This is a genomic window from Bifidobacterium sp. ESL0769 (assembly GCF_029395495.1).
In the GTDB taxonomy this organism is placed as follows: domain Bacteria; phylum Actinomycetota; class Actinomycetes; order Actinomycetales; family Bifidobacteriaceae; genus Bifidobacterium.
The window spans coordinates 1,764,588-1,782,387 of record NZ_CP113918.1 but is presented as its reverse complement, the minus strand read 5'-3'; the positions used below and the strand labels follow the sequence as shown (position 1 = coordinate 1,782,387).

Sequence of the window (17,800 nt, the reverse complement as noted above, 5' to 3'; positions counted from 1 at the left end):
TCACATTTTTTTCGAGCGTTTGAAAAATGTGAGCCCGGCCGGTTTACCGGTACCCTTCCCACAGTGGCATCGGCATGAGTTCGACTTCGCATTCGGCCCACATTTCGTTCAAGTCGCGTTCGGGCGCACGCAGCCACCGCAGCTGGATGCCGTCCATCATGCTGAAACCAGCCTCAAGCAGGGCTCCTATATTCGTGCTTTCGGGTACATACCAAGGAATCTGCAACATTTCCTCGAGCAGGTTCTGGTCGCGCTTTCTGAAGTATTCGTGAGCCGGGTGTTTGGGGTCGATCGCCTCGGCGTCCAATGTTGAGAACATATGTACCTGTTCGGGGCGTTTGGCGTTGATGGCCACCACTTCACGCCACATACGTGCGACATTGGGCCGGTTGGTCATTCTGAAATTATCCATGATGGTTTCGGTGCCTGGGTCGTATATTTCATCGAGTACGATATCTAGCAATCCCTCTTTGTTGCCCACGTGATGAAGAACCCCGGCCTTGGTCATTCCAACAGTGTTGGCGATTTTCTGCAGTGAAGTACCGTAATACCCACGTTCTCCAAATGAAACGACAGCGGCGTTGAGTATGGCGGTGCGGCTATCGACGTTGGTGTCACGTTTTTTTGCATGGGAAAGATGCAACAGAATGAAAAAGGCCTCTTTTATATATACGACAAATTATTATTATTCCTTATCAGCTAGACTGAATGCAAAATGGTGTTGTATAACGTGTAATCAAGTGATATTTCTGGTCTATATACAGCGATGCCATGCCCTAACGGAACTTGAGGACACGGCATCGCTGTCAGTTATCAGGTTTGTCTTACTTAACCTTGCGGATCATCATGATGAAGATGGTGCCGACGAGCAGGAAGACGATGGCGACGGGGAAGACGCCCTTGTAGCCGCCACAGATGCCGATGAACATGGTGGTGAAGGCGGGTGCGAGAGCCTGGCCGATGGTGTTGGCGAGATTCAGGATGCCGAGGTCCTTGCCGGCTTCCTGCGGATTGGGCAGGACGTCGACGTTCAGTGCCTGGTCGACAGACATGTAGCAGCCGTTGCCGAGACCGGCGAGCGTCGCATAGATGTAGATGCCAGTGGTAGTAGGCATGAGCCACGCCACGAGCATACCCAGCGCGATGATGACGCAGGCGATGGCCACGATGAACTTGCGACGGTGCAGATAGTCGGAAAGCGGTCCGGAAACCACGGAAGCGAGAATGGTGGCAACCAGAGTGATAATCGACATGACCTGCATGGCGGTGCCGGCTGCTTTGACAGGAAGATGGATGTAGCGCTCGAGAATCAGAAGCTGGTAGCCGGAGATCATGAACGTGCCGATGACGAAAGCGAGACGGCCGAACAGGGCGAGATAGAAGTCGCGGCAGTTCTTGGTCGGCGGGATGAAGGAGCGGAGGATTTCGCCGACCGAAGTGGCCTTGGTGTTGTTCTCTGCGGACTTCTCACGTGGCCAGATCAATACGGTGATGATGCCGGAGAAGAGGAAGACGCAAGTGCCGATGGTCAAACCGGTGTTGAGCTTCGTCAGGAAGAAGCTGCCGATGAAGTTGCCGGCCTGCATGCCGACGATCTGGCCGGCGCCGTAGAGGGCGGAGAAGGTGCCGCGAACATCCTCGGGGATGCGGTCGGATAGCACTGCGACAGCGGGGGCGATCAGGCAGTTGATGCCGACCTGAACGATGCACCAACCGATGACCATCCAGACCAAGGAAGTCGAATGGGCAGTCAGGAAGTAGCCTGCAGCGCCGATGACGCCGCCGGCGACAATCCACGGTGTACGTTTGCCGATTTTGAACTTGGAGACATCAGAGAAGGTGCCGAAGACGATGTTGGAAATCAGCGCGAAGATCGAGCTGACGGCATTCATTGTGCCGAGCGCGCCCTCAGCGGAAATGCCCTTGATACCGGAGAAGACCTGGGGCAGCAGCACGCCTGAGCCCATGGAGAAGGGGATGGCCCACAGGATTGAGACCAGCGCGAAGCCTGTGGCGAAGCGAATCTTATGCTCCAATGGTTTTTGGGTGTCGGGTGCCAGATTCGGTGGTGTCACAAATATTTCTGTTTTTGTTTCTGCAGCCATGCATTCCTCCTTGATTTCATGGTAACAACGGAGTTACCGTCCGGTCGGTAAGTATTATATCAGACTAACTTTGACGGAATAAAGTTTTTCTGGGAATTCCTGCATACGGCCATTCGCTTCACGGCAAAATCAATAAAACGTGGTGTCGGTGAGTATCGGAAATATTCTAAGAGCTTAAAAATATCAATCGTATCGAAAATCCGGTAATGGTGAACTATGGCTTGTTTGACGCGCGTTTCGACGGTCAAGATTGTAGCCGGTTTGTAATAGCGTTATATAGTCTGCCGGCTTCAGTAGTCCCTCGCTTCTGGCCGGGTACGCACTTCGCATTACACGTCGTATCGGCATGAGCGGGACGAAAGTCATGGGGGAGAAGCGACGGTTCACGTCAAAGCAAGAAAAGAAAGAGGGATGGATGAGCAAGGAACTTGATGCTCCCCAGAACACGCAGGTGATGGGAACGGATCAGGAACACCCCAAACACCTGATACGCACGTTGCTGCACAGCCTGCGCGAATACAAGCGCGAAAGCCTGTTGGCTCCGGCTTTCGTGATGGTCGAAAGCGTTCTCGAAATCGTGATTCCCACCATCATGGCCCAGCTGATCGACCAAGGCGTCTCCGGCGGCTCCATGCCGGCGATTTGGAAATTCGGCATTATTCTTCTGGGTTGCGCCGTCGTCTCGCTCTTTGCCGGGTTCATGTCCGGGCGTTACGCGGCCATTGGCTCGTCCGGTTTCGCCAAGAACCTGCGCCACGATCTTTTCGAGAAGGTCCAGTCCTTCAGCTTCACCAACATCGACCGTTTCTCCACCGGTTCGATCATCACCCGCCTGACCACCGACGTCACCAACATCCAGTTCGCCTTCCAGATGATCATCCGCGTGGCTGTGCGCGCGCCGATGATGGTCATCGTCGCTTGGATTTTCTCCTTCAGGATCAGCCATTCGATTTCGATGGTGTTTTTGGTCATTATCCCGATTCTCGGGCTGGCTTTGACGGGGCTTGCGCTTTCGGTCCATCCGATTTTCGAAAAAGTTTTCCATACTTATGACCACCTGAACAACATCGTTGACGAGAACCTGCAGGGCATCCGTGTGGTCAAGTCCTACGACCGCGAGGAGCACGAGGACCGCAAGTTCGGCCGCGTTTCCGAGCGCATCTTCAAACTTTATTGCAAGGCCGAGCACGTCATGGCCTTCAACTGGCCGATTTTGAACACCTGCATCTACGGCGCGATGCTTGTCATCTCGTGGATGGGCACCAAGCAGATCGTCGCCTCGCATAACAATCCTGTGCTGGGTCTGACCACCGGCGACCTGACCGCGCTGGTCACCTACGCCATGCAGATATTGATGTCGCTGAACATGGTCTCGATGATCGTGGTCATGGTCGTCATCTCCCGCGCCGATGCCGAACGTATCTGCCAGGTGCTGAACGAAGTGAGCACGGTGCGCGACAACAGCCACCCGATTATGCAAGTGCCGAATGGTTCCATCAAATTCAACGACGTCACGTTCCGCTACTCCGAAGGTTCCGAGCGACCGGTACTCGAAGATATCAACCTCGATATCAAGGCCGGCAAGACCGTCGGCATCGTCGGCGGCACCGGTTCGTCCAAATCTAGCTTGGTCCAGCTTATCCCGCGGCTTTACGACGTCTCGTCCGGCTCGCTTGAGGTCGGCGGACACGACGTACGTGATTACGATTTGGTGGCTCTACGCGACGCAGTCGCCATGGTGCTGCAGAAGAACGTCCTCTTCACCGGCACCATCGCCGAGAACATTCGTTGGGGCAATCCGGAGGCAAGTGACGAGGATGTGGTGCGTGTCTGCAAGCTCGCCCAGGCCGATGGGTTCATTCGTGAGTTTCCCAAGGGTTACGACACGTATATCGAAGAAGGCGGTTCCAACGTTTCCGGTGGGCAGAGGCAGCGTCTATGCATCGCCCGAGCACTGTTGAAGAAGCCGAAGATTTTGATTCTTGACGATTCCACCAGCGCCGTCGACACCAAGACAGACAAGCTGATTCGCAACGCCTTCTCAACCGAGATTCCGGACACGACGAAGATCATCATCGCCCAGCGCCTCGCTTCGGTGCAGGAATCCGACGAAATCATCGTGATGGAAGAAGGCCGTATCCTCGACCACGGTACGCACGACGAGCTCTTGAAGACCTGCGAGGAATACCGTTCGATTTACGAATCCCAGACGAAGAACCAGGGCAAGGGGGATGATGACGATGAGTGAAGCAACGATGACTACGAAGAACAGCAACGAGCAGGACGTAACTGCTCAAAATGACACGAACCAAGCCAAGGGCGCGATGAAGAAGAACAAGCCCGGTAAGCCCGGTATGCCTGCGGTGCAGAAAGCGCCGAAAGGCACCACCAAGCGGTTGCTCGGCTATATCTTCCACTATCGCTGGCAGTGCGTTGTTGTCATCATTGGCATCTTGATCTGCGCTTGCACCCAGTCCCTGCCCTCGTTCGTCTTGCAGCCGTTGATCGACAACTGCATCATGCCCTTCATCCATGCGCAGACACCCGACTGGGGTCCGTTGATTCACATGACTATCATCGTCGGCTCGATTTATGCGCTGGGTATGGTCGCCTCATTCGTATGGAACTATATGGTCGTTGGCATCGAGCAGGGCGTCCTGAAGACGGTGCGTGACGAGATGTTCGAGCACCAGCAGAAACTGCCGATCCGCTATTTCGACACCCACGAGCACGGCGACATGATGAGCCGCTACACCAACGACACCGACACCCTGCGTCAGATGGTCTCTCAGGCTATGCCGCAGCTCTTGATTTCCGGGGCGTCGGTAGTAGCCGCGCTGTTCGCGATGCTTTGGCTTTCCGTGCCGTTCACTATCTTTACCATCGTGTTCATCGTGCTGATGATGCTTTTGGTGCGGGTGATTGTCAGCCGTTCCGGGCGCTACTTCATGCGTCAGCAGGAAAACATCGGCGACGTCAACGCGTTCGTCGAGGAATCCGTCAACGGGCAGAAGGTCATTAAGGTCTTCAACCACGAGGACGCCACGCAGGCCCGTTTCGACAAGAAGAATGAGGAGCTCTTCGAAGCATCTTCCAAAGCGAACATCTACGCGAACATCACCATGCCGGTCATTGGCAACATGGGCAACGTGCTCTACGTGCTGCTGGCCATTGTTGGTGGCATCGCGGGCATCAACGGCTGGTTCAACTTCGGCTTTTCCGGGTCCGGTACGCTGACGTTGGGCATGATTGTTTCATTCCTGACGCTTTCCAAGGCTTTGATTAACCCAATTAGCCAGATTTCCTCGCAGATCAACATGATTATGATGTCGTTGGCCGGTGCGGCGCGTATCTTCAACCTGATTGATGAGCCAGTGGAATCCGACAATGGTACCGTGCGTTTGGTCAGCGTCGAGCTTGCCTCCGATGGCCGAACCATGACGGAAACCGACCGCGAGACCGGTCACTGGGCGTGGAAGCGTGCCGCGGATGACGATGGCACGCGTTCGCTCGAAGCTGCCAGGAAACTCAAGGGTTCGGCCCGTGAAGTGGCCCTGAAGGCGCACGAAAAAGCAATCACCTCGCCCGACGGCCGCCTGACGCTACTGCGCGGCGACGTGCGATTCACCAACGTCTCGTTCGGCTATAATCCTGACAAAACCGTTCTGCACGACATTACCTGGTTCGCCAAGCCGGGGCAGAAGATGGCTTTGGTCGGTGCCACCGGTGCAGGCAAGACCACCATCACCAACCTGATCAACCGGTTCTACGACGTGCAGGAAGGTCAGATTCTCTACGACGGCATCGATGTCAACAACATCAAGAAGGCCGATCTGCGTCGTTCGCTCGGCATTGTGCTGCAGGACGTCAACCTCTTCACCGGCACGGTGCTCGACAACATCCGCTACGGCAAGCTCGATGCCACCGATGAGGAATGCATCGACGCCGCCAAGCGCACCAACGCCGACGGCTTCATCCGCATGCTGCCGCAGGGCTACAACACCGTGCTGCAAGGCGACGGTTCAGGACTTTCGCAAGGCCAGCGCCAGCTGATCTCCATCGCGCGCGCCGCCGTGGCCGATCCGCCGGCCATGATTCTGGACGAAGCCACCAGCTCCATCGATACCCGCACCGAGGAGGTCGTGGAACAGGGAATGGACGCGCTGATGAACGGCCGCACCGTCTTCGTCATCGCCCACAGACTTTCCACCGTACGCAACTCCGACATCATCATGGTGCTCGACCACGGCCGCATCATCGAGCGCGGTACGCACGACGAACTCATCGCCCAGCACGGCGAGTACTACCAGCTCTACACCGGCAAGCTCGAACTGGAGTAAAGCGCCGGATAGCAATGGGAGTTCCCTCAGGGTTCTGATGCCCGTCATAGTCGAAAGACTGTGGCGGGCATTTTGCATTGTAGACGTTTGTCGAATTAAACACATGGTGATTTTTAGTTGTCTAGTTTTTATTGCCCGTTTTTTATCAGAAGATATGGATTTAATCACAAAAATTAGCTTTAAGTGATAAAAATTAGACAGCTTGCTTTTATCTAGCCATTAGTTTACTATCGAGCTCTGGCCGTATACCGGTCAATAAAAATTGGGGTGTCTAATTTGGCACAAGTTATGGGAATTATTGGCTTTAAACAGGAAAGTATTTAAGTAAATCGTTTCTCACAGGTATAGCTGCAGGCAATGATGCTGTGCCGGTCACGAAAGATTGGTAAGGGTGGCATGAAAGTAACATTATGGTCTAAGTTGCTGCATAGTATTACTTCCCAATTCTCTACGAAATCTCTTGTGCTGATTCCTATTGCAGTCGGAATCAACCTTATCGGCGGAACCTTGTGCTCCACGCTGAAATTGCCGTTGTTCATGGACATGATCGGCACCATGGTCATCGCCTGCCTGAGCGGACCCTGGGTCGCGGCGCTCTGCGGGCTGTTGACCAACGTCTTTTTGGCCATTGTGGCCAACCCGGTCTACTTGCCGTATGCGCTTTCCAGTGTCTTGTGTGGCTTGGTGATCGGCTATATGGTCAAGGCGGGATTGCTCAAGAAACTGTGGGGCATCCTCTTGATCTGGCTGGCGTGCTCTGCGGTCAATACTGTCACCGCCTCCGCGATTACCGTGTTCGTCTACGGAGGGGCTACAGGCGTCAACGGCACCTCCCTGCTCACCGCGGCGCTCACTGTGGCGTGGAAGAATATCCTCATCTCGGTCTTTTCCTCATCGATGCTGGAGAATTTGATCGACAAGGGCATCACGCTGGTCATCGTCAGCATCGTGGTGCGTAAAATCCCGCGCCGCTTCATGAGCCAGTATGCTTCGGGCAATATCAAGACCACCAGTTTCAAACCGATCAAGGCGGACGTGGCGGCCCGCAGCTACGATCTCGAATCCATTCTTGCCGATGTGCGGAAGAGCAGGGATGACAATACCAGCGCTCTGCCAAGCGATGCCGAAATGGACGAGCGTCTGCGCCGGGCCGACGCTGTCCACGACACACCGGGAGCGATGGGCAAGGCCAATCCTCTTGTCAAATTCCTTGGTGTCTTCGTGCTTGGTCTCGCCGCGCTTCTTTGGCCTGATTTCACGCTTGGACTGGCCCTTGTCGTGGTTCTGTTCGTGCTTGCGTGGCGCGTCGGTTGCCTTAAGCCGTTCTCCAAACTGATGTTCGGGTTCGGCGTTCCAATGGCCGTGATGCTGATGTTCATCCAAGGTTTCTATAGTCCCAAGAACACCACCGTCATCGGCGATTTCGGTTTCGCCCAGCTCGGCTTGCAGGGTGTGCTTTATGCCGCGAAGATCGTCGCGACCGTGCTGGTCTTCCTCGGCAGTTTCTATATCGCCAACAAAACGACCTATATCGGCTCGCTGGTCTCGGCGTTGACGCAGATAGGCTGCCCGAGCAAAGTCGGCTACCTGATTTTCGCCTCGCTGAATGTGGTGCCGCAGATGCAGCGCAAGACGACCGTGATCCGTCAGGCGCAAAGCGCGCGTGGGCTGGCTACGGGCGGCGGCTTGATTTCACGCTTCAAGGCGTTCCTGCCGCTGATGGGACCGGTGGTCATGTCGTCGCTGACCGACGCCCAGGAACGCGGCATGACGCTGGAAACCCGAGGTTTTGGTGTCAAGGGCGTGCGACGCACCAACTATGTCAAGGTTTCATGGACTTTCAAGGACGCCGTGGCGCTGTGGTCGCTGCTTACCGTATTCGTGATAATCCTTGTCCTTTCGATTCTCGATCATACCGGAACGCTTTCGGTGACCTATCCGTGGGGAGGTGTGCGATGAACAACGTCGTCGAAGTCGAGCATTTTTCATTCACCTATCAGGACGCCAAAATCCCGGCGGTCAAGGACGTAAGTTTCACCGTGCGCGAGGGGGAGTTCCTCTGCGTCGTCGGAGCCAACGGCGCGGGCAAGACCACGCTGTGCAACGCGCTGGTTGGGCTTATTCCGCACTATTTCACTGGGCATAGTGAGGGCAGCGTTCGCATCAATGGCGCGGATACTGCCGAAGCCAGCGTGGCCGATTTGTCGAACTATATCGGCTTGGTCTTCCAGAATCCCTTCAACCAGCTGACCTACGCCTCCGGGACCGTTGCCGAGGAACTCGCCTACGGGTTGGGCAACCGGGGCGTCCCGCGTGAGGAAATGCGTCGTCGGGTCAAATTGGTCGCGCAGCTGATGCATATCGAAGACTTGCTCGACCGCGACCCGCTGGAACTTTCCGGCGGGCAGGTGCAGCGCGTTGCGTTCGGCTCCACGTTCATTCTCGAGCCCAACATCCTCGTGCTCGATGAGTGCACCACGCAGCTCGACCCGCTCGGCGCCTCAGAGATTTTCGACATTGTCAAGCAGCTCAACGCTTCCGGGGTCACCGTCATCATGGTCGACCACGACATGGAACGCGTCGCGCAGTACGCCGATACCGTCGTAGTGATGGACCACGGCCAGGTCAAGCTCACCGGAAGCCCGAGGGAAGTATTCTCCGCTTCCGATATCAATCGTTACGGCATCGATGCTCCCGACTACGTCAAGCTTTCAAAAGGTCTTGATCGACGTGGGCTTGGTGACGGGAAACTGGCGATGACCTACGACGAAAGCGTGGCGATGACCAAGGAGGTGCTGCAATCATGAAAATCGAATTGAACGATGTGGGCTACAGCTATCAGGCCGGTCGCCAGGCGCTCGAGCACATCAACCTGAGCTTTACAGGCAATCAGTCCGTGGCGATCATCGGGCAGAACGGCGCCGGCAAGACGACACTGGCCAAGCAACTCAACGGGATATTGCGTCCGACAGAAGGAACACTCAAAATCGACGGAACCGAAATCTCGGAACGGACAACCGCACAATGGGCCAAGCGGGTAGGCTACGTCTTTCAGAATCCCGACGATCAGCTGTTTCTGGAAACCGTGCGCGAGGAGTTCGCGTTCGGTCCGAGAAACATCGGCATGGATGAAGCGACCATCGAGCGGCGCATCGACGAAGTCGCGGCATTGACCGGTTTGCAAGACAAGCTGGACGTTCATCCTGCCGATCTGAGTCCGACGGAGAAGAAATTCTGCGGCATCGGGGCGGTCGTGATGATGGACCCGGACGCGGTGGTCTTCGACGAACCGACCTGCGGGCAAGACTACGCGGGGGACGCGCGGCTGCATGACCTGATCGCCGAGCTGAAGTGCGAAGGCAAGCTGTGCATCGCCATCAGCCACGATATGAAATTCGTGGTCGCCAACTTCGACCGTGTCGTGGTGATGTGCCAGGGGAAGGTGCTCGTCGACGGCACGCCGCAAGAGGTGTTCTCGCAGATTGACGTATTACGTAAGTCCTATGTCACGCCGCCTCCAATCACCAGAGTGGCGCAAGGGGCCGGGCTTAAGGAGACCGTCTTCAAGGTTCCGCAATTCGTAGATGCGATTGAGGGTGCACGTTCGGGTTCGGGATACAGGTCTTGAAAACGATTGGAAATCAACAATATCAACATGAAATAGTCGGCCATGGCGGTAATCGACCATGACCCAACAGAAAAACAAGGGGAATGAATGTCAATGAAAATTCTGAATTTCGGTTCATTGAACATCGATTTTGTCTATGATGTCGTCGATTTCGTCACCAAAGGACAGACGATCACTTCAAGCGGACTGAACCAGTATCCGGGCGGCAAGGGGCTTAACCAGTCCATAGCCGCGGGCAAAGCCGGTGCGTCAATCAGCCATGCCGGCCTGGTCGGCAAGGACGGTGTGTTTCTGTACGACCTGCTCGCCGAGGCCGGAGTGGATACGACCAAAATGAGAACCACCGAGAAGGAGCGCACCGGCAACGCGATCATCCAGCGCAACCAGGATGGCGACAACTGCATCGTGCTCTACAGCGGCGCCAACCGTACCTTCACCGAGGAATTCGTCGACGAAGTACTCTCGAAATTCGACAAAGGCGACTGGCTTTTGGTACAGAACGAGACCAATCTGCTGGGCTATATCGTTGAGCAGGCGCATCGGCGCGGTATGAAAGTTGCCATGAATCCTTCGCCGGCCGATGAGTTGTTGGATCAGGTCGATCTGAGCCTGATCGATTGCTTTATCCTCAACGGCGGGGAAGCGGAGGCGATCACCGGCAAGACCGGTACGCCGGAAACCTTGCTGGACGCGATGTGCGAGAAGTTCCCGGGTGCCGCCACCATCCTCACCTCAGGATCCTGGGGATCGGGTTACGCGAGGGGAACCCAACGTGTGCGCCAGCGTGCCTATCGCGTTCCCGTGGTCGACACCACCGCAGCGGGCGATACCTTCACCGGTTATGTCCTGGCCAATCTGGTGGCCGGCGAGGACATCGCCACAAGCCTTGATCGGGCCTCGCGAGCCGCGGCGATTGCGGTTTCTCGTCAGGGTGCGGCCCCCTCAATACCGTCGGCCGGCGAGGTCGACATTTTCCAAGCTTCACCGATTATTTCAACGGAGGAATAACACATGAATACCAGAAAACCATTGATCATCGATACTGACCCGGGCATCGACGACGCCGCCGCCATCACTCTTCTGGTGGACGAGCCCAGCGTCGATATCAAGCTCATCGCTTCGGTTTCGGGCAATGTGGGCATCGGGCACACCACCAACAACGCGTTGAAACTGCTGACCTTCCTCGGTCGTAGGATTCCCGTCGCCAAGGGTGCTGTGGCGCCTCTGATGCGAGACAACCAGTTCGCCACCGAAGCGCACGGCAAGGGCGGCATGGGCATGTTCGATTTCCCCGAGCCGGACACCTCGCTTTTGACCGTGAACAATGCGGTCTTGGAAGAGCGTCGCGTGTTGATGGAAAGCGAAGAGCCGGTCACCCTGCTCACGTTGGGCCCGCTGACCAACATCGCCCTGCTATTCGCCACGTTCCCGGAAGTCAAGGAGCACGTCGAACGCATCGTGATGATGGGCGGCTCGACCAGCCGAGGCAACATCGGCGTCTACGGCGAATTCAACATCTCCGTTGACCCGGAAGCCGCCAAGATGGTCTTCCGTTCCGGCCTGCCCATCACCATGGTGGGGCTTGACATCGGACGCAAGGCGCACCTTGTCGTCGACGATCTGGAACGTATGGAATCCACCGGCGAGGTCGGCGTCATGATCGGCGCGCTCTTCCGTTCCTACGACGGCGGCCACATCGAAAACGGCATCAAGATGTACGATCCCTCCGCCGCGCTGGCCATGATCGAGCCTGATATGTTCACCATGCGCGAGGCGTTCGTCGACGTCGAGATTTCCAGCCCCCTGACCCTCGGTGCCACCGTGGTCGACTACGACGGCATCATCAACAACAACCGCAACGTCACCGTTTGTGTGGACGTGGACGTCGAACGGTTCCGTAAACGTTTCGTTGAGCGGATCGCATCCGTTGAGCGCGAACAACAATAAACAAAAATACTTTTCGAAGGGAAAGGAAAGTACATGACTGATACAGCAGTCAAGGAGCAGAGCAACGGGATACCGGTTCCTGAGGAAGGGACCCCGGAGTTCGAGAAAATGAACAAGATGGCCAAGGTCGCCATTCCGGTGATTCTCGCCCTGTTCACGCTGGGCGTGCTGCAGCAGCAGGCGTTCGGCATGGTCTATGTCAATATCGGCAAGCAGCTGGGGCAGCCGGGTCTGGCACCGTTGATCACTTCGATCCCGGGCATCGTGCTGGGTATCGTGAGCGTCATCTACGGTTCCTTGGGTGACTTCGTTTCGCTGAAAAAGATGGTCTGTCTCGGCACCATCGTCTTCATTCTGGGCTCGGTGTTGGGTTGCTTCGGCACCTTCAGCATCTGGATCGTCATCGCGGCCCGCGTGCTTCAGTCCATCGGCTGGCAGGTCTCCGGTTCCATCTTCCTGGTGCTCGTTTCCAAGTATGTCGAAAAGCGCAAGCGCGTGCTGTGGTACGGCGTTTTCGTCGCCGTCTTCCGTATCGCCGCCGCTCTCGGCGTCTTCCTCGCTGGCTACATGACCCTGATTGATTGGCGTTGGCTCTTCGGCATCGGCATCATCGCGGTCTTCTTCCTGCCCGCCCTGGCCAAGAACCTTCCTGACCAGCATGCCAAGGGTGCCCACATCGACGGTGTCGGCTTCACGCTCATCGGCCTCTTCGCGGGTGCGGTGACCATGTTCTTCACCGATATGAACTGGGGCTGGGGCATCGCCTGCATCCTCACGCTCGTGGCTTTCGTCATCTACATCAACAAGGCCAAGAGCCCGTTCATCACCCCCAAGATGCTCACCAACCCGGCATTCGCCGTGACCATGACCGTCATCTTCGTCGGCTACTTCTTCAGCTACACCCTGAACGCCGGCGTCAACAACATCGGCCTCAACGTCTACGGCATCGATTCCTCCAAGGTGTCCAACCTGCTGGTCTGGTCGATCATCCTCGCCGCCATCATGGGCTTCGCCGCAGGCCCGATCATCCAGCGCATCGGCCGCAAAGCCTCGATCATCCTGGCTCTCGCCTGCATGGGCACCGGCTTGATCGCCATCGCGTTCCTGATTCCGGCCGGCAAGATCTGGGCGCTCGCCGTGGCACCGTGCCTTTACTACTTCGGTACCTCCTTCTTCTACCAGCCGATCGTCGATACCGCGACGTTGACTGTGGAACCCGAGGAATCCGGACGTGCGTTGGGCTTCAACGATCTGATTCAGGCCATTACCGGCTCCATCGGCGTGGCGCTCTTCGGCCAGATGATGGCGAAGACCTCCATGAGCGGCGGCAGCATCGCCGGAACCCCTGCGGGCGCTGCGTCTTCGTATGCCAATGTGTTCCTCATCGGCGGCATCGTCATCTTCGTGGCGCTCATCATCTTTGTCTGCTCGATGAAGATGATCTACAGCCATTCCCGCGCAGACAGCAAGAAGTGAGCGTTTCGCTGCTGCGTGAGTGTAGGCTTCGTCTCGGCGAAGTCGCATAGTCTGCCGGCAGACGCTGGCGGGCTTACCTAACAACGTGTCCTGGTTCCTTTACCTGATGGAGGAACCAGGACATTTTTATTTTGCTGAAACTATGACTTCACTAACCGTGTGATGGCGGCGATGGCCTCGTCCATCTTCTGGTCGGCGACCGGTCCACCCTTGGCTGCAGCCGTGGCGACGCAGCTTTCGAGATGATCGTCGAGAAGCAACAATGCCACGGATTTCAGGGCGCTGTTAGACGCGGCAATTTGGGTTAAAATATCGATGCAATAGGTGTCGTTTTCGACCATCGCGGTAATCGCCCGCACCTGGCCTTCGATGCGACGTAGACGGGTGACCAATTTTTTCTTGTCGTGGACATAACCGACGTTGGCGCATTGTTCGGAAATTTCGGAAGTTTGAGCGCAATCGAACGATTCCTCATTGCAATGAGCGCAGCAGGTTTCACCGGGTTTGTCTGCCGGAGTAGTTTTGGCAGTTGCCGGTTCGGATTCGTGTTTTTTGGCTTTGTCTGCCACTTTGTCTGGATGATTGTTTTCGCTCTGTACAGCGCTTTCCATCATTGTTCCTTTCCGCCTGTTTCCACATTTTTTTCGTGTATTATGCATTACGATGCTGAGCTGAATATATTGACATTATATACCCTAGGGGGGTATGGTAGGTTTCAGTTACAGTGAATGAATACGTCGAAGTTGTCGGAGATGATTCCGGCGGCGGAATGTGGGGCGATATGGTTGGCAACATTGCAGTGATTCTGGTGGCGCTGGTAGTGAGCGTCGTCATTGTCTGGTACTTTTTCGCACCTCGCAAAGCGGCTCAGGCGAGCCGCGAAGGCGCGTTGCAGACCGCGCATATCGTGGTCAAAGGCGGCTATACGCCTGCCGAAATCGACGTGGAGGCCGGCTCTCCAGTGCGCTTGCAATTTGATCGGCAGGAGGATGGCGAATGCTCGTCGCACGTCGTTTTCAGTGACCTCGGCATCGATCAGACGTTGCCGCCGTTCAAAACTACCGACGTCGAATTCACTCCCACCAAGCCCGGCGATTTGCCCTACGCCTGCGGTATGAACATGCTGCACGGCATGGTGCACGTGTTGCCGAAAGGCGCAAAAAGCAAAGGCTGATTTTGCAGCTGGTCAAATTACGTAATTGACAGCGATAACGGTAAATGCAAACGAATGAGCAATAGCGATAAAAGATAACGTGGATGTGAAATGGGGCAGTCAATGAGTCAAGTCAGCAAGCAGGCGGCGAGGCAACCTGTCGCAAGCCAGGCGCAAGGCCAGGAAGATGATCCGGATGCGGTGCGCAAAGCCGAGATCAAGGCGCTCGACCGCCGGCTTATTGTCGCCGCGGTGCTGACGATTCCGGTGTTCGTTTTCGCCATGTTTCATATGTGGCTCAAGGCGTTCGTGCCGATGGGCGTCATTGATTTCTTCACCAATCCGTGGGTCGAGTTCGTGTTCATCACGCCGGTCATGTTTTATTCCGGATGGCCGATTCACCGCACCGGCTGGCTGGCGCTCGCACACCGTGCCCCCGAAATGAACTCGTTGGTAGCGCTGGGAACCGCCGCGTCCTATACGTATAGCGTTGTGGTCACCGTGATGCCCGGTATTCTGCCGTCGAGCGCTCGCGACCCGTATTACGAATCTGTCGGCACGATTATTACCTTGATGTTGCTGGGTCAGCTGCTCGAGGCCCACGCACGGTTGGGTACCGGTGAATCCATTCGTGCGCTGATTAATTTGACGCCGAAATCTGCCCATGTTGTGCGCAATGGTAAGGAGCTCGACATCAATGCCGACCAGGTTGAGGTCGGCGATATCGTTGTCATCAAGCCTGGGGAGCAGCTGCCGGTCGACGGCAAGGTGATTTCTGGCCAGACGTCCATCGACGAATCGATGATCACTGGCGAATCCATCCCGGTTGCCAAAGGCGAAGGCGACAACGTAACCGGCGCGACCATCAACGGCAACGGAACCTTGCGATATCGTGCCACCAAAGTCGGACGTGACACCGTGCTCGCGCAAATCATCAAGCTCGTGCGTACCGCCCAGACCTCTAAGGCACCGATTCAAAAACTTGCTGATAAGATTTCCGGTTACTTCGTGCCAGGCGTCATTCTTATCGCCATCTGGACGTTCGTTATCTGGTGGGTGTTTGGTCCCGCACCGCAAGGTTTGTATGGCCTTGTGTCGGCTGTGGCCGTGCTGGTCATTGCCTGCCCTTGTGCTTTGGGCATCGCCACCCCGCTTTCCGTGACGATTTCTACCGGCAAAGCCGCGCGATACGGCGTGCTCATTCGTTCCGCGGAGGCGTTGCAGACCGCGCGTGACGTCGATACCGTCGTGCTCGACAAAACCGGTACCATCACTCGTGGCAAGCCCGAGCTCACCGATATCGGTTGGGTGGATGATGCTGCGAGCGAAGCTGGAAATGACAAGTTCGATGGGTATGACGATGGCGCTGAAGGTGACGAGATGAATGGGCGCGATAAGTCGACCGAGCGCGACGCAAGCTATATGCAGTCGCGCCGCGATGATCTGCTCTCCTTCATCGCCGGGGCCGAACAGGTTTCCGAGCATCCACTCGCACAGGCCATCGTCAAAGGTACCGAGCAGCGCAAGCTGTCTGTGCCCGAGGCGGATTCATTCGAAGCCGTGCCCGGCAGTGGGGTAGTGGCGAAAGTCTGCGGTCACGATGTCATCGTCGGCAATGCTGATTTGATGAAAAGTCGCAATATTAGCACTTCTATGTCGTCGCCTGCAAATGGTGGCAACGAAAGTTTTTCTGTAGCCGTAAACGGTAAAAAGACGGAAGCGTCTGATTCGGATGAAGCCAGCTCCGGGCATGAGGTCCATTCGCAATTCAGCCATATCGAAAAGTTGTTTGCCGATTACGCTCAAAAAGGCAAAACGCCGATTCTGGCAGCCGTCGATGGCAAGTTGGTCGCCGTGTTGGCTGTAGCGGATACCGTCAAGCCGGACTCGGCCAAGGCCATCGCAGCACTGCGCGAACGCGGCCTGCAGGTGGTCATGCTCACTGGCGACAACAAGACGACCGCCACTGCCATGGCCAACGAGGTGGGCGTGGATCGCGTCATCGCGGGCGTTCGTCCGGAACGAAAGGCCGAAGAAATCGTGCGGTTGCAGAACGAGGGCCACATGGTCGGGATGGTCGGCGACGGCATCAATGACGCTCCGGCGCTCGCGGCTGCAGATGTTGGCTTTGCTATCGGCACCGGCACCGACGTGGCTATCGAGTCCTCCGACATTACGCTGGTCTCGGGTAGCCTCACCGGCTTGGTTACGGCCATCGACCTGTCGCGAGCCGCCATGCGCAACATCAAGCAGAACCTCGGCTTCGCCTTCGGCTACAACGGCATCGGTATTCCGATCGCCGCCGGCATCCTCTACCCGATTTGGCATATCATGTTGAACCCGATGATCGCTGGCGCCGCGATGGCGTTCTCTTCGCTTTCCGTGGTCTTGAACGCGAACCGTCTGCGCTCCTTCAATCCGGCCACCGTCAAGCCGCGCCACTTCACCTTCAAACTGCGTGAACGTCACGTCGAGCTCAAGGGTGCTTCAAAAGATACTGAAGTCCCGGAAAAGAAACCCGAGCAAAAACCTGTTGACGCGTCTGAAGATGCGCCGCACAACAACAACCAACCCGCGAAAGCGAAAGAAGGAACCACTATGGATATGAACATGAACGGCAGCGCCAGCACCGTCAAGGACCCGGTCTGCGGCATGATGATCGACCCGAAGACCGCCGCCGGCAGCCAAGACTATAACGGCAAGACCTACTACTTCTGCAGCGACAACTGTGCCAAGTCCTTCGCCGCCGACCCCGCCAAGTACGCGGCGTGACGCCGAAATACTCTTCGAAAATTCAAGGCTGTGACCGTCCAAGCAAGGATGGTCATGGCCTTTTTCATTAGTGCTTGCGGTTTTATTTTGTAACTCCTCGATTGCGACGCGATGTCGCTCGTTATAGTGCGACACGCCGGGAAATCCGCGGAATAACTTGTTTTGAGACTAAATATTAACGAAACGTCTCAAAAGCTGTTAGGAACGTGTACCATAATTCTTGTGACTTGAGAAGTCAAACCTTCTAATAGTTATTATAACAGGTTTTTGTTAATCGTCCTGCGTTGATAATTATTTGAAGATATCTAGCAGAAAACAGCCATTTTTGCTGTAATCGCTTGGGTTTCTCGCGTAGGTATCGATAATCGCATTGGTGATA

At 56.0% G+C, this 17,800-nt stretch carries 11 protein-coding genes and 2 pseudogenes; 10 read left to right on the top strand and 3 right to left on the bottom strand.

The window, feature by feature from the left end; genetic code table 11:
* Nucleotides 1–43: 43 nt before the first annotated feature.
* Together OZX72_RS07130 and OZX72_RS07125 are read right to left on the bottom strand one after the other, a co-directional pair.
* Nucleotides 44–643: a TetR/AcrR family transcriptional regulator gene (locus OZX72_RS07130; protein ID WP_277158007.1), complete on the bottom strand. Its 600-nt coding sequence runs from the start codon at nucleotides 641–643 to the stop codon at nucleotides 44–46.
* A 181-nt stretch (nucleotides 644–824) separates the two neighbouring features.
* A complete protein-coding gene (locus OZX72_RS07125) occupies nucleotides 825–2,105 on the bottom strand; it encodes an MFS transporter (RefSeq protein WP_277158006.1) in 1,281 nt (426 codons plus the stop codon).
* Nucleotides 2,106–2,559: 454 nt separating this feature from the next.
* On the opposite strand from OZX72_RS07125, the gene OZX72_RS07120 reads away from it, so the two are divergent.
* The 9 genes and pseudogenes from OZX72_RS07120 to OZX72_RS07085 all read left to right on the top strand — a co-directional run bounded on the left by OZX72_RS07120 (nucleotide 2,560) and on the right by OZX72_RS07085 (nucleotide 13,496).
* On the top strand, nucleotides 2,560–4,353 hold the full coding sequence (locus OZX72_RS07120; RefSeq protein WP_277159402.1) for an ABC transporter ATP-binding protein: 1,794 nt from the start codon (nucleotides 2,560–2,562) through the stop codon (nucleotides 4,351–4,353).
* Between the two features lie 76 nt (nucleotides 4,354–4,429).
* A complete protein-coding gene (locus tag OZX72_RS07115) occupies nucleotides 4,430–6,445 on the top strand; it encodes an ABC transporter ATP-binding protein (protein ID WP_277159401.1) in 2,016 nt (671 codons plus the stop codon).
* A gap of 396 nt (nucleotides 6,446–6,841) precedes the next feature.
* Nucleotides 6,842–7,447, top strand: a pseudogene (locus OZX72_RS09510) (ECF transporter S component); the annotation flags it as partial.
* Nucleotides 7,448–7,624: 177 nt separating this feature from the next.
* Nucleotides 7,625–8,404, top strand: coding sequence for an energy-coupling factor transporter transmembrane component T (locus OZX72_RS09505; RefSeq protein WP_348519679.1), 780 nt, complete (start codon nucleotides 7,625–7,627; stop codon nucleotides 8,402–8,404).
* On the top strand, nucleotides 8,401–9,252 hold the full coding sequence (locus OZX72_RS07105) for an ATP-binding cassette domain-containing protein (protein WP_277158004.1): 852 nt from the start codon (nucleotides 8,401–8,403) through the stop codon (nucleotides 9,250–9,252). Before OZX72_RS09505 ends, OZX72_RS07105 begins: the two co-directional genes overlap by 4 nt.
* Nucleotides 9,249–10,073 (top strand): ATP-binding cassette domain-containing protein, encoded by an 825-nt coding sequence (locus OZX72_RS07100; RefSeq protein ID WP_277158002.1) that lies wholly within the window; start codon nucleotides 9,249–9,251, stop codon nucleotides 10,071–10,073. Before OZX72_RS07105 ends, OZX72_RS07100 begins: the two co-directional genes overlap by 4 nt.
* Before the next feature lie 87 nt (nucleotides 10,074–10,160).
* Nucleotides 10,161–11,081, top strand: a complete 921-nt coding sequence (locus OZX72_RS07095; protein ID WP_277158001.1) for a ribokinase — start codon at nucleotides 10,161–10,163, stop codon at nucleotides 11,079–11,081.
* Nucleotides 11,082–11,084: 3 nt separating this feature from the next.
* Nucleotides 11,085–12,020: a nucleoside hydrolase gene (locus OZX72_RS07090; protein WP_277158000.1), complete on the top strand. Its 936-nt coding sequence runs from the start codon at nucleotides 11,085–11,087 to the stop codon at nucleotides 12,018–12,020.
* 33 nt (nucleotides 12,021–12,053) lie between these two features.
* On the top strand, nucleotides 12,054–13,496 hold the full coding sequence (locus tag OZX72_RS07085; protein ID WP_277157999.1) for an MFS transporter: 1,443 nt from the start codon (nucleotides 12,054–12,056) through the stop codon (nucleotides 13,494–13,496).
* Between the two features lie 140 nt (nucleotides 13,497–13,636).
* Here OZX72_RS07085 and OZX72_RS07080 read toward each other — a convergent pair whose 3' ends face one another.
* Nucleotides 13,637–13,936 carry a metal-sensitive transcriptional regulator gene (locus OZX72_RS07080; RefSeq protein WP_277159400.1) on the bottom strand — a complete coding sequence of 100 codons (300 nt, stop codon included), beginning with the start codon at nucleotides 13,934–13,936 and terminating at the stop codon, nucleotides 13,637–13,639.
* A gap of 341 nt (nucleotides 13,937–14,277) precedes the next feature.
* Between OZX72_RS07080 and OZX72_RS07075 the strand changes: the two are divergent.
* A pseudogene (locus tag OZX72_RS07075) lies at nucleotides 14,278–17,421 on the top strand (HAD-IC family P-type ATPase).
* Nucleotides 17,422–17,800 lie beyond the last annotated feature (379 nt).

Coding starts and splice junctions, on each gene's coding strand:
- OZX72_RS07125 (WP_277158006.1), bottom strand. CDS start 2,105: ATGGCTGCAGAAACAAAAACAGAAATATTTGTGACACCACCGAATCTG.
- OZX72_RS07120 (WP_277159402.1), top strand. CDS start 2,560: ATGGGAACGGATCAGGAACACCCCAAACACCTGATACGCACGTTGCTG.
- OZX72_RS07115 (WP_277159401.1), top strand. CDS start 4,430: ATGAAGAAGAACAAGCCCGGTAAGCCCGGTATGCCTGCGGTGCAGAAA.
- OZX72_RS09505 (WP_348519679.1), top strand. CDS start 7,625: ATGGGCAAGGCCAATCCTCTTGTCAAATTCCTTGGTGTCTTCGTGCTT.
- OZX72_RS07105 (WP_277158004.1), top strand. CDS start 8,401: ATGAACAACGTCGTCGAAGTCGAGCATTTTTCATTCACCTATCAGGAC.
- OZX72_RS07100 (WP_277158002.1), top strand. CDS start 9,249: ATGAAAATCGAATTGAACGATGTGGGCTACAGCTATCAGGCCGGTCGC.
- OZX72_RS07095 (WP_277158001.1), top strand. CDS start 10,161: ATGTCAATGAAAATTCTGAATTTCGGTTCATTGAACATCGATTTTGTC.
- OZX72_RS07090 (WP_277158000.1), top strand. CDS start 11,085: ATGAATACCAGAAAACCATTGATCATCGATACTGACCCGGGCATCGAC.
- OZX72_RS07085 (WP_277157999.1), top strand. CDS start 12,054: ATGACTGATACAGCAGTCAAGGAGCAGAGCAACGGGATACCGGTTCCT.